Source organism: Kribbella sp. NBC_01505 (assembly GCF_045040285.1).
Lineage (GTDB): Bacteria > Actinomycetota > Actinomycetes > Propionibacteriales > Kribbellaceae > Kribbella.
Genome location: NZ_CP109425.1, coordinates 4,143,455 through 4,155,858 on the forward strand (window position 1 = coordinate 4,143,455; position 12,404 = coordinate 4,155,858).

At 68.0% G+C, this 12,404-nt stretch carries 11 protein-coding genes; 6 read left to right on the forward strand and 5 right to left on the reverse strand.

Going from position 1 to position 12,404, the window contains the following annotated elements; genetic code table 11:
* Positions 1-7 precede the first annotated feature (7 nt).
* From OG474_RS19605 to OG474_RS19615, 3 genes are read left to right on the forward strand one after another with little or no spacing between them, the layout of a single operon-like run.
* The gene (locus OG474_RS19605; RefSeq protein ID WP_405063777.1) at positions 8-1,000 is read left to right on the forward strand and encodes a FecCD family ABC transporter permease; all 993 of its coding nucleotides are present in this window, start codon (positions 8-10) and stop codon (positions 998-1,000) included.
* Between the two features lie 24 nt (positions 1,001-1,024).
* A complete protein-coding gene (locus tag OG474_RS19610; RefSeq protein ID WP_405063778.1) occupies positions 1,025-2,047 on the forward strand; it encodes a FecCD family ABC transporter permease in 1,023 nt (340 codons plus the stop codon).
* Position 2,048: 1 nt separating this feature from the next.
* Positions 2,049-2,843: an ABC transporter ATP-binding protein gene (locus OG474_RS19615; protein WP_405063779.1), complete on the forward strand. Its 795-nt coding sequence runs from the start codon at positions 2,049-2,051 to the stop codon at positions 2,841-2,843.
* Positions 2,844-4,217: 1,374 nt separating this feature from the next.
* Here OG474_RS19615 and OG474_RS19620 read toward each other — a convergent pair.
* Positions 4,218-5,687 carry a PLP-dependent aminotransferase family protein gene (locus OG474_RS19620; RefSeq protein WP_405063780.1) on the reverse strand — a complete coding sequence of 490 codons (1,470 nt, stop codon included), beginning with the start codon at positions 5,685-5,687 and terminating at the stop codon, positions 4,218-4,220.
* 28 nt (positions 5,688-5,715) lie between these two features.
* Here OG474_RS19620 and OG474_RS19625 point away from each other — a divergent pair, with 28 nt between their 5' ends.
* From OG474_RS19625 to OG474_RS19635, 3 genes are read left to right on the forward strand one after another with little or no spacing between them, the layout of a single operon-like run.
* A complete protein-coding gene (locus OG474_RS19625) occupies positions 5,716-6,507 on the forward strand; it encodes a methyltransferase (protein WP_405063781.1) in 792 nt (263 codons plus the stop codon).
* Positions 6,504-6,647, forward strand: coding sequence for a hypothetical protein (locus tag OG474_RS19630; protein WP_405063782.1), 144 nt, complete (start codon positions 6,504-6,506; stop codon positions 6,645-6,647). The genes OG474_RS19625 and OG474_RS19630 overlap by 4 nt, the downstream gene beginning before the upstream one ends.
* 20 nt (positions 6,648-6,667) lie before the next feature.
* Entirely contained in the window at positions 6,668-8,149 is a 1,482-nt protein-coding gene (locus OG474_RS19635; protein ID WP_405063783.1) for a CHAD domain-containing protein, read from the forward strand.
* A gap of 123 nt (positions 8,150-8,272) precedes the next feature.
* On the opposite strand, the gene OG474_RS19640 is transcribed toward OG474_RS19635, so the two are convergent.
* The 4 genes from OG474_RS19640 to OG474_RS19655 all read right to left on the reverse strand — a co-directional run bounded on the left by OG474_RS19640 (position 8,273) and on the right by OG474_RS19655 (position 12,394).
* Positions 8,273-9,895 carry a cation acetate symporter gene (locus OG474_RS19640; protein WP_405064598.1) on the reverse strand — a complete coding sequence of 541 codons (1,623 nt, stop codon included), beginning with the start codon at positions 9,893-9,895 and terminating at the stop codon, positions 8,273-8,275.
* 20 nt (positions 9,896-9,915) lie between these two features.
* A complete protein-coding gene (locus OG474_RS19645) occupies positions 9,916-10,254 on the reverse strand; it encodes a DUF485 domain-containing protein (RefSeq protein ID WP_405063784.1) in 339 nt (112 codons plus the stop codon).
* 202 nt (positions 10,255-10,456) lie between these two features.
* Complete coding sequence (locus OG474_RS19650; RefSeq protein ID WP_405063785.1) at positions 10,457-11,995, reverse strand: cation acetate symporter; 1,539 nt, start codon at positions 11,993-11,995, stop codon at positions 10,457-10,459.
* Positions 11,996-12,007: 12 nt separating this feature from the next.
* On the reverse strand, positions 12,008-12,394 hold the full coding sequence (locus tag OG474_RS19655; RefSeq protein WP_405063786.1) for a hypothetical protein: 387 nt from the start codon (positions 12,392-12,394) through the stop codon (positions 12,008-12,010).
* Between the last annotated feature and the right edge of the window lie 10 nt (positions 12,395-12,404).

Genomic DNA, 12,404 nt, shown 5'->3' on the forward strand with positions numbered 1-12,404 from the left:
TGTTGAAGTGAAGGGACGCGCGGCCGGACTGCTGCTGTGCGTCGCGGTGCTCGCCGTCTCCGTCCTGCTGTCGTTGAGTATCGGCAACCAGCACTTCGGTGCACACGACGTCTACCTGGCGCTGGCGGACTTCAGCGGTAGCGACAACGACCGCGTGATCCGGTATCTGCGGTTGCCTCGTACGGCTGCCGGTCTGCTCGCCGGGGCGGCGCTCGGGCTGGCCGGTGCGTTGATGCAGGGCGTGACCCGCAACCCGTTGGCCGACCCGGGAATTCTCGGCGTGAACGCCGGGGCGGCGCTGGCCGTGGTCGGGGCGATCGGCGTACTGGGTGTGCACAGCCTGACCGGCTATGTCTGGTTCGCGATGGGCGGTGCATTGGTGGCGACTGTGGTCGTCTACCTGGTCGGGGCGATCGGGCGAGGGGGCGCAACGCCGGTGAAGCTCGCGCTGGCCGGCGCGGCGATCTCCGCGCTGCTCGGGTCAGTGACGTCAGCCATCACGCTGCTCGATCTGTCAACGCTGAACGAGTTCCGGTTCTGGGTGGTCGGATCGCTCACGCTGGCGACCAGTTCGGTGATCGGCCAGGCGGTTCCGTTCATTGCCGTGGGCATCGTTCTGACCTTGGTGCTCGGGCGGTCGCTCAATCAGTTGGCGCTGGGTGATGAGCTGGCGCGGTCGCTCGGTACTCGGGTCACGTTGGTACGGGTCATGGCTGGGCTGGCGGTCGTCGTGCTCGCTGGTACGGCGACCGCGATCGCTGGGCCGATCGGGTTCCTCGGGCTCGCCGTACCGCATGTCGCACGGACGTTGGTGGGCGCGGACTATCGGTGGATCCTGCCGTGGTCGATGGTGTTGGCGCCTGCCGTGTTGCTGCTTGCGGATGTGGTTGGGCGGCTGGTGGCTCGGCCGGATGAGCTGCAGGTCGGAATCATTACCGCGTTGATCGGTGCGCCGCTGTTCATCGCGCTGGTGCGACGGCGTCGTACGGCGGCATTGTGAGGGTGTCATTGTGAGGGTGTCATTGTGAAGGCGCTCCGGGTTGGGCCGGTCTCGACGCGGGTCGATGGCTCGAGCGTTGTCTGGGCGACTGTTGCTTGGATTCTGACGCTTGCGGTTGGGGCGGTGTCGTTGACGTTGGGCGACTACCGGATTCCGTTGCCGGTGGTGCTCGATACGCTCGGCGGTCACGGAACGCTGATCCTCAACGACATTGTGGTGAACGGACGACTGCCCCGGGTGCTCGTGGGGATGGGAGTCGGTACGGCGTTCGCTGTGTCGGGAGCGATCTTCCAGCGGCTGGCGCGCAATCCGCTGGTGAGTCCGGATCTGATCGGGGTCAATGCAGGGGCCGCGCTGGCCGCCGTACTGATGATCACTGTGCTCGGGTCCGGATGGATTCCGGCGGGGGCGTTGCTCGGGTCGTTGCTGTCGGCAATTGTCGTGTACCTGCTGGCCTATCGGGATGGCATCTCGGGGTACCGGCTGGTGCTGGTCGGGATCGGGGTGACCGCGATCATCGGCTCGATCACGGCGTACCTGCTGACGCTCGCCGATATCTACACCGCGAAGAGCGCGGTGCAGTGGCTGGCCGGGAGCCTGGCCGGTCGGACCTGGACGCACGTCGTACTGATCGGGGCCGCGTTGGTGATCTTGCTGCCGGCCGCGCTCGCTGGGTCGCGGCAGCTGCGGTTGCTGGAGCTCGGTGATGATCTGGCGCGGACGTTGGCCGGTCGGGTTGAGCTCTCGCGCGGGTTGTTGATCTTGGTCGGCGTTGCGCTAGCGGCCTTGGCGACTGCGGCCGCGGGGCCGATCGCGTTCGTGGCCCTGGTCGCGCCGCAGCTCGCGCGGCGGTTGGTGGCCGAGCGGGTCGCCGGATTGTGCACGGCCGGTGCGCTTGGTGCCTTGCTGGTAGTGGTTTCCGACCTGATCGCCCGCGAGATCTTCGCGCCGACCCAGCTGCCGGTCGGCGTCGTGACCGCGTTCCTCGGGGCGCCGTACCTGCTCATCCTGATGGCTCGCGCCAACCGCATCGGCCGGGGAGGCTGACATGACCGAACTCCGGGCAGACCAACTAACCCTCGCGTACGACGGCCGCGCCGTGGTGCACGAGTTGTCCGTACTGATCCCGCGGCAGCAGATCACTGTCATCGTCGGCGCCAACGCCAGCGGAAAGTCCACCCTCCTGCGCGGACTCGCACGACTGCTCACTCCGCGCGGTGGAGCGGTGTACCTGGACGACGTAGACCTGTCGAAGGTCAGCGCCGCCCGCCTGGCAACCCAGCTAGGCATGCTCCCGCAACAACCAGTCGCGCCGGACGGCATCACGGTCGCGGACCTCGTCGGTCGCGGCCGGCATCCGCATCAACGCTGGTTCCGCCAATGGTCGTCAGAGGACGAGCGCGTGGTCAGCTCCGCCCTGGCCGCGACCGGCGTCGCCGAGCTGGCCGACCGTTCCCTGGACGAGCTCTCCGGCGGCCAACGCCAACGCGTCTGGATCGCCCTCGCCCTGGCCCAAGACGCCGACACCATGCTCCTCGACGAGCCAACCACCTTCCTGGACCTGGCCCACCAACTCGAGATCCTCGACCTCGTCCAAGACCTCAACCGCAAGCACCACAAGACGATCGTCCTCGTCCTCCACGACCTGAACCTCGCCGCCCGCTACGCCGACCACCTAATAGCCCTCAAAGACGGCCGCATAGCCGCCACCGGCACCCCCACCGAAGTAATCACCCCCGCCACAGTCGCCACCGTCTTCAACCTAACCGCCCAAGTAATCCCCGACCCCCTGACCAACACCCCCCTGGTAATCCCCGTCCCCCGCCCCACCAACGACAGCTAGCCGCCCCTCCCTCCACCCCTTTTTCGTTCGGCACCCCCCAGCTGGAGGGATATCCCCGCGGTTGGGGGGTTGCCCCCTGAAAATACGAGCGGGCAACCCCCCGGGCCAGCAGGCATCGGGTCCCATTGGCTGACGGTGTCGGATCAAACGCGGGTTCCCCGCAAACCCGCGCCCACTCGCTTTGTGGAACATCGCGGCCGCTATACGCACATTCTTTACCACAAAGGCGATCCCGCCCGCCTCCGGCATCCGAGCCACCCGCTCCCCCGCTAGCGTCCGAAGGATCGCAGTACGACGTCGGCGTGTTCTTCGGACGTTAGCCGCGACAACTGCGCGCCGTACCGGACAGGCCGGACACGTACCCGGTGGCTGGTCGCCGCGGCGGCCGATTTACTGAAGTGCTAGGCGGGCGTCGCGTGTGGTTGAGGGGGATGGTGCGGTCGGTGACCGCGTGCCGGTCGTTTGAGCTTCCGGGCTTCGGTTGCGGTCCCGGAAAACGAGGGGATCTCCCTGCAAGTTGCTGGTTCTCCCCTCAATATTTGAGCAGAGAAGGGCCCATTTGAACGGATATCCAGCCAAATTTCCGCAGCCAGCCAGCCAGCCAGCCAGCCAGGCAGCCAGGCAGGCGAGGCTGGCGAGGCAGGCGAGGCTGGCGAGGCAGGCGACTCGAACCGCAGTGGTCAACCGCGGCGGTGAGTCAGGTGACAGGCCTCCTGATCGTCGGGAGCAACCACCGCGGCGGGTCAGCTGACAGGCCTCCTCGCCGTCGGGAGCAACCACAGCCCGTCAGCCACAGGCGACGGGGAACCTCGGTCACCGGCCCCGCCATCCGGCCCAGCCACAGACCCGCCCAGCCACCCGTCTCAGTCAATCCGGCCGCAGCGGCGACCAGCCACCGCGTACGCCACCGGCCGAATCCGAGCGGACGGACGGGACGAGCACCTTCGGGAAGGCGGGGTTCCTGTCCAGACAAAGCCCTCAGCCACAACGACCGAACACCTGACGCGATCCCGCTCCCCCAAACCGGCTCGGTGAAAAGCAGCCGCCAAATCGCAACAGGCTCTGGGCGACAGTAGATCTCCGCAAATCTGCGTCCGCCGAGCGCCGTCTCGCCTTTGTGGAACATTGCGGCCGCTATCCGCACATTCGTTACCACAACGGCGACTTCGCCCGCCTTTGGTCGCTCCATCCCGCTGAGCCCAAGGCCGACCCCGCCAGCCGTTCTGTGTCGGCCGGCCGCGGCGGCGAGGGGCCACTGGGTACGTCCGCGGCCGCATTTGAGCGGTGCGCGTCGGTAAGGACATGAGGTGGGAGGCGGGAGCGGGTGGTTTGGGCGCGGGCTAGGCGGGACGGGGTGCTTCCGGATCGATTACCTCATGTTGTTGGCGACGGTGTGAGGAGGGTGGCGATGGTTTGGATGGCCTCGGTTAGGGCGGTGGGGGTTCGGGCGGCGTAGCCGAGGACCAGGCCGGGGGCGTGGGGGAGTTGGCAGTGCCAGGAGAGGGGGTGGACTTTGATGCCTTTGGAGAGGGCGGCTGCGGCTAGGGCTTTGTCGTCGATGTCGGGTGGGAAGGTGATGGTCAGGTGGAGGCCGGCGGCGGCGCCGTGGATTGTTGCGGTGGGCAAGTAGGTGGCGACGGCGGTGGCCAGGGCGTCGCGGCGGGTGCGGTGGCGGCGGTGGACGTAGCGGAGTTGGCGTTCCAGCTCGCCGGATTCCATCAGGTGCGCGAGGGTCAGTTGGGGGAGCGATGCGTTGCCTAGGTCGGCGCGACGTTTGAGGGCGATGAAGTCGTCGCGGTGTTGGGCCGGCGGCACGATCCACCCGATCCGCAACGCGGGGGCGAGCAGCTTGGAGACGCTGCCCGCGTAGAGCACCTGCTCGGCCTGCATCGAGCGCAAGGCGGGGACGGGTGGCCGGTCATAGCGGTGCTCGGCGTCGTAGTCGTCCTCGAAGATCAACCCACCCTCGGCCGCCCACTGCAGCAGGTCGCGGCGCCGCTCACCCTCCAGTACGACGCCCGTCGGGAAATGGTGAGCCGGAGTCACCATCACCACCGGCGCACCGGATTTCCGCAGTACGTCGACCTGCAGCCCACCCGAGTCGACCGGGATCGGCGGGGTCCGGAGCTGCCATTCCTGTAGGTGCTGCCGTGAACCCAGAGACCCCGGATCCTCCACGGCGACCTCGCCGATGCCGCGCTCGGTGAGGAACTGGGCGAGCAACGCGATCGCCTGCGAGACCCCGGCCACGATGATCACCTCGTCCGGGTGCGCGGTGATGCCGCGGTAGCGGGCGAGCCAGGCCGAGACGGCTCGACGCAACGCCGGCGTACCGGACGGGTCGCCGTACCCGAAGGCGGCGGGTTCGAGGTCGTTGAGGACGGCACGTTCGGAGCGCAGCCAGGCGGCGCGCGGGAACGAGGCCAGGTCCGGTACGCCGGGAGTCAGGTCGATGTGAGCCGGCGCTGCCCGGAGTTCGACGAAGATGTCGAGTCCGGGTGCGGTCATCTGAGGCGGTTCGTACGATCGGGCCCGGGCCGCGGGGGCGACGGCCGGGGCGGCGACCACGATCGTGCCGGCGCGGCCGCGTCCGCTGACCTGGCCTTCCTCGGTCAGGCGTTGATAGGCCTCGGTGACGACACCTCGGGAGATCCGCAGTTCGGTCGCCAACTGACGTGTCGCGGGGAGGCGGCTGCCGATCGGGAGGCGGCCGTCGGAGATCGCGGTCCGGACCTGGTCGGTCAGCCAGTCGGCCAGACCGCCCGCTGGTACGTCGGCGGCGTTCAGCTGCAGGAAGTCCGCGCCATTGGACCTGCTGAAGTCGCCGTCATTGGACCTGTCCATCGGACCATTGTGACCGCACCGTGGAGGTATGAGAACCGATTACGTGCATGGGTACACCCCGGCCGAGACGCGCCGGCTGACCGATCAGGCGCAGACGCTGGCAGAGCTCCTGCACGGCGGCATCGGCTACCCGCCGGGCGCGCGGGTGCTCGAAGCCGGCTGCGGTGTCGGCGCCCAGACGGTCCAGCTGGTCACTCGGCATCCCGGGATCGACCTCGTGGCGGTCGACATCTCCGAGGAGTCGCTGGCCCAAGCGAAGGCGCGGGTCGGGCCCGAAGCGCGGGTCGAGTGGCGCTGCGCCGATCTTCGCGAGCTCGCCGGTGAGCAGTTCGACCACATCTTCGTCTGCTTCGTCCTCGAACACCTCCCGGACCCGACCGCTGCGCTGATCAGCCTGCGGAAGCTGTTGCGTCCGGGCGGCACGATCACCGTCATCGAAGGCGACCACCAGTCCGCCTTCTTCCATCCGCGCAGCGCCGCCGCGCAGGCCGTGATCGAGTGCCTGGTCGACCTGCAGGCCGAGGCCGGCGGCGACTCGCTGATCGGTCGCCGGGTCCAGCCACTCCTCCATGCAGCCGGCTTCCGAGACGTCCGCACCGAGCCCAGGACCGTGTACGCCGACGAAACCCTGCCGCACCTGGTCGACGGCTTCACCCGGAAGACCTTCATCGCGATGGTCGAGTCGGTACGCGTCCAGGCTCTCGCGGCCGGACTGCTCACCCCGGCCGAATGGGCCGAAGGCATTCGGGATCTCGAGCGTGCGGCCGAGCCCGGGGGCACCTTCCACTACACGTTCTTCCGAGGGGTGGGGCAGACATGATCGGGTTCGTGGCGATCGTCGTACTGACGGGCTGGGGACTGCAGCGCAACCGGCGCAAGCAGCTCCGGACCATCTCGGCCAACGGCGTTCCGGATCGAGATGTGCAAAGACTTGTCGCTGATCTGCGGGCCAGTTCATGAACTGCTGGTAAACAAGAGGCATGCCGACCGAGCAGCTCGAGATCGAGACCAAGTACGACGTCGACGAGATGACCCATCTGCCGGCGCTGCACGAGTTACCGGGCGTGGCGAGTGTCGCGCAACCGGTCGAGCTCGAGCTCGAGGCGGTCTACTTCGACACCGAAGCGCTCGCCCTGGCGGCGAACAAGGTCACCTTGCGGCGGCGGACCGGCGGCGAGGACGACGGCTGGCATGTGAAGTTTCCGAAGTCGTCCGGCGCGCGGCTCGAGGTGCAGTTCCCGCTCGGCCGCGCGGTGCGGAAGGTGCCGATCGCGATCGTCCGTACGGTTCGCGTGCACGTCCGCGACAACGAGCTGGTGCCGGTGGTCACGCTGCGAACCCGGCGTGTGGTGCACCGCCTGCTCGACGCGAACGGCGACGTACTGGCTGAGCTGGCCGACGACCACGTCACCGCCACGACCGGGGACGGCGAGCCGGACAGCTGGCGCGAGTGGGAGGTCGAGCTGGTCGGCGGCGACCGCGAGTTGCTGGAGGCCGCCGAGACCGTACTGCGTGCCGCCGGCGCCGAACCGGCCGCCGGGCCGAGCAAGCTGGCGCGGGCGCTCGGCGATCGAGTGCCGGCCGGTGACGAGTGGGAGCTGCCGGCCAAGCCGCGGACGGCCGACGTGTTCCGCGCCTATGCCGCTGAGCAGGTGCAGGCGATTCGCCAGCGTGACCCGGAGGTACGTCGGGATGCGCCCGAGGGGATCCACAAGTTCCGGGTCGCGACGCGGCGGCTGCGATCCGCGCTGGCGACGTACCGGCCGGTGATCGATCGTGCGGCCGGTGACGAGATCCGGGCCGAGCTGAAGTGGCTGGCCGGTGAGCTCGGCGTCGCGCGCGATGCCGAGGTGCAGCGCGAGCACTTCGCCGCCGAGGTCGCGGCGCAGCCGGTCGAGCTGGTGCTGGGCCGAGTGGCCGGGCGGATCGACGACCATCTGCGTGGCGTCTACAAGGAGGGGCGCGCGGGTGCGCTGGCGGCGTTGGAGAGCGAGCGGTACTTCCGGTTGCTGGACACGCTCGACCAGCTGATCGCCGAGCCGCCGCTGACCGATGACAACCGGAAGGCCGCCAAGCAGCTGCCCGAGCTGCTCGACCACGACAAGCGCCGGATGCGGAAGGCAGTGCGCCGCGCGCAGAACGCGTTGACGGCCGAGGACCAGGACCACGAGCTCCACGAGGTGCGGAAGAGCGCGAAGCGACTCCGGTACGCCGGGGAGTCCGTCGTACCGGTCCTGAGTGACGGAAGTGAGTTGGCGACGCGGGCCGAAGAGGTGCAGGAGGTTCTCGGCGACTTCCAGGACTCGGTGGTGTCGCGCGAGCTGCTGCGGGAGCTCGCCGTACAGGTGCATCTCGACGGTGGGAACGCGTTCACCTTCGGGCGGTTGCACGCCCTGGCCGAAGCTCGCGGCAAGGCTTCCACTGCCGCGTTCTTCGAGCTCTGGCCGTCGCTGGACTTCTGAGGACACAACAGAAGGTCCCGGCTCAGGGGAGAGCACCGGGACCTTCTGGAGGCGGAACTTTGGGGCTGTCAGGCAGGTCCGCCTGATTTCGCAGGACCTACCTGACAGGTTCAGGGGGGACGGTTAGTGTTCGACCGCCTTCTCGGCGCCCGCGCCGGTGAGGGAGCGGACCTCCATCTCGGCGAACTTGTCGACGTCGACCGGCTCCTTGCTGGTGATGGTTCCGATCCAGCCGAGCAGGAAGGCCAGCGGGATCGAGACGATGCCGGGGTTGTCCAGCGGGAACCAGGAGAAGTCGATGCCGGTGTCGGTGATCATCGACAGGCTGGCGTGGGTCTTGGGATCGACCTTGCCGGAAACGACCGGGCTGAACGCGATCAGGATGATCGCGGCGCCCAGACCGCCGTAGATGCTCCACAGTGCGCCACGGGTGTTGAAGCGGCGCCAGAACAGCGAGTAGAGGATCGTCGGCAGGTTCGCGCTCGCCGCGACGGCGAACGCGAGTGCCACCAGGAAGGCGACGTTCTGGCCGTTGGCGAAGATGCCGCCGACGATCGCGACCGCACCGATCACCAGCGCCGTGATCCGGGCGACCTTGACCTCGCCGTCGCCGCTGATCTGGCCCTTCTTGATCACCTGGCCGTAGATGTCGTGGGCGAACGACGTACTCGCGGTGATCGTCAGGCCGGCCACGACCGCCAGGATGGTGGCGAAGGCGACCGCCGAGATGATGCCGAGCAGCAGCTCACCACCGAGCTCGAAGGCCAGCAGTGGTGCCGCCGAGTTCGCCTTGCCGGGCGCGGCGCGAATCCGGTCCGGTCCGACGATGGCGGCGGCGCCGTACCCGAGCACCAGGGTGAACAGGTAGAAGATGCCGATGATCCAGATCGCCCAGGTGACACTGCGCCGGGCCTCCTTGGAGTTCGGCACCGTGTAGAACCGCATCAGCACGTGCGGCAGGCCCGCCGTACCGAGAACCAGCGCGAGCGCCAGCGAGATGAAGTCCAGCTTGCTGATCCCCGTTGCGCCGTACTGCAGACCAGGGCCGAGCAGCTTCTCGCCTGCCGCCGGGCTCTTGTCGACGGCCGCACCGAGCAAGCCGGACAGGTTGAAGGTGTACTTCGCGAGCACCCAGATCGTCATGATCCCGGCGCCGATCACCAGCAGGGCGGCCTTGATGATCTGCACCCAGGTGGTGCCCTTCATCCCGCCGACCAGCACGTAGGTGATCATGATGATGCCGACGATCGCGATCACGAGGCTCTGCCCGGCGCGCTTGTCGATGCCGAGCAGCAGCGCGACCAGACCACCCGCACCGGCCATCTGGGCCAGCAGGTAGAAGAAGCAGACGACCAGCGTCGAGATCGCCGCGGCCATCCGGACCGGGCGCTGCTTGAGGCGGAACGACAGGACGTCGGCCATCGTGAAGCGGCCGGTGTTGCGGAGGAGCTCCGCGACCAGCAGCAGGGCGACCAGCCACGCCACCAGGAAGCCGATCGAGTACAGGAAGCCGTCGTACCCGTTCAGTGCGATCGCGCCGGCGATGCCGAGGAACGACGCGGCGGACAGGTAGTCACCGGCGATCGCGATGCCGTTCTGCGGGCCGGTGAAGGAGCGGCCGCCGGTGTAGAAGTCGGCCGCGGTCTTGTTGTTGCGCGACGCCCGCAGCACGATCGCCAGCGTCGCCACCACGAAGGCCGCGAAGATCGCGATGTTGATCTTGGGGTCACCGATATCGGTTGCCATCGGCAACAGCAGCGGGGTGCTCACTCGCCGTCTCCTTCGATCTGGCCGCGGAGGCGCTCGGCGTCCGGGTCGAGTTCACGGTCGGCCCAGCGCACGTAGATCATCGTGATCGCGAAGGTCGAGACGAACTGGCCGAGGCCGAACAGCAGCGCGACGGTGATGTTGCCGAAGACCTTGGTCGACATGAAGCCGTGCGCGTAGTCGGCGAGCAGGACGTAGACGAAGTACCAGACCAGGAACAGTCCGGTCATCGGGAACACGAAGCGGCGGAACCGGCGGCGCAGTTCGGAGAAGTCCGGTGACACCTGGACTTCTCGGTACGTCGTCAGCTCCGGATCACCCGAGCGAACATCACTCATGCGCGGGACCTCCAGACAGGGAATGGCCGGGCGGAACCGGCGTGGTGTGCTGCCCGTACTGTGGTCCAGCTCACGACCGGCCGACAGCACCCACACGCATCGAGCGCTCAGCGGCCCACCCCAGGCGACCGACGGGGCAGCGTCCTGCGGCGAACGGTCGGTCGGTGGCGATGAGCGGTACGGCTGCTGTGTCAGGGGTGCTTCAGGGGTGCGGCGTGGGGTCGCGGTCGACGTTGACGGCTTCGGGGGTGTGCAGGCGGACCAGGCTGCGGGCGGTGCCGGCGGGGATCGTGTTCGGGGTCAGCTTGGAGACCACGATGACGGTGAGGAAGGCCAGTGGCATGGTCCAGGCGGCCGGTTGGACGACCAGGGCGCGCGGCCAGCCGGCGCTGGGGGCACCGAGCACGTTGACCAGAGCTGCCGCACTGGCTGCGACTCCGCCGACGATCAGGCCTGCTGCGGCGCCGGTGGTCGACATCCGGCGCCACCAGATGCCCAGCACCAGCATCGGGCAGAAGGTCGACGCCGCGACCGCGAACGCGAGTCCCACGGTGTCGGCCAGGCTCAGCGCGCCCGTGACGCGGAAGGCGACGTACGGGACGGACATCGCCAGCAGGGCGGCGATGCGGAAGCTGTTGACCGCAAGGTAGTCACCGCCGGTCAGACGGGTCAGTCGGGTCCGCAGCAGGTCCTGGTCGATCACTCCAGCGATCGCGACGGTCAGTCCGGAGGAGGTGGACAGGAAGGCGGCGAACGCGCCGGCCGCGACGAGCGCTCCGAGCAGGTCTCCCGCCGTACCGGGGAAGATGCGGCTGGGCAGCTCCAGTACGACGGTGTCTGCTGCACCGGCGACCAGGTCTGGAGCGAACGAGCGGCCGAGGATCGCGTAGACGGGTGGGAAGAGGTAGAAGAGGCCGAGCAGCGCTAGTACGACAACCGTCGTACGGCGGGCCGCGCGTCCGTCGGGGTTTGTGTAGAACCGGACCAGTACGTGCGGGAGGCCCATGGTGCCGAAACACAAGGCCAGTAAGAGTGAATAGGTCGCATAGAGCGGGTGATCGCGACCACCGGCAGTGGAGAGCGGTTCGGCCCACTCGGCGGCCGCACCGTGCAGTGATTGGAGCACTCCGACCTGGTGGTCGCCGGACCGCCAGGCGATCAGGATGATGAAGATCGGTGTGGCCAGTGCGGTGAGTTTGAGCCAGTACTGGAAGGCCTGGACGAAGGTGATCGAGCGCATGCCGCCTGCGGCCACATTGATCACCACGATGACGGCGACAACCAGTGCGCCGACATCCGGCGGTGCTCCAGTGACGGTCTGGAACGTCAGCCCGGCTCCGCGGAGTTGCGGGAGCAGATAGAGCGTGCCGATGCCAACAACCAGGCCGGAACAGATGCGCCGCACCATGGCGGACTCGAAGCGGGTTTCGGCGAAGTCCGGCAGGGTGTAGGCACCGGAGCGCCGGAGTGGTGCCGCGACAAGCACTAGCAGCATCAGATAGCCGACCGTGTAGCCGACGGAGAACCACAGCATGTCGGCGCCGTTCACCAACACCAGACCGGCGACACCGAGGAACGATGCGGCGCTCAGATACTCGCCGCTGATCGCAGAGGCGTTCCAGCGTGGGGTAATCGCCCGGCTGGCCACGTAGAAGTCACTGGTGGTCCGGGAGATCCGCAGGCCGAACAGACCGATCCCGATCGTTGCCACGATCACCAATCCGATGCCTGTGAGGCTCATTGCCGAAGACATCTACTGCCGTCCCACGAACTCGGTGAACTCGGCCTCGATGCGTTCGGCGTTGCGGACGTAGATGCGGGCGGCGACGTACACGACGGGGTAGACGACGATGCCGAGGATCACCCAGGGGAGCGGGAGACCGAAGACCGAGAAGGTCCGGGTCGGTGGGACGAGCCAGAACAGCAAGGGGATGCTGCCGAGGATCAGACCGGTGCCGCCGATCACTGCGAGCGTGAGGCGGAGCTGGGACTGGATCAGTGAGCTCATGTAGATCTCACCGAGCCGCGTCTGCTCGTCGATCTCCCGCGTACCGGTCGGAGTGGTGGGTCGACGGGCCGCACTGGTCCGGGGGCTCGTCACTCGGACGCGGCGCGGGCCTGGCGGCGTACTGGCGCTCACAGTCTGGTGC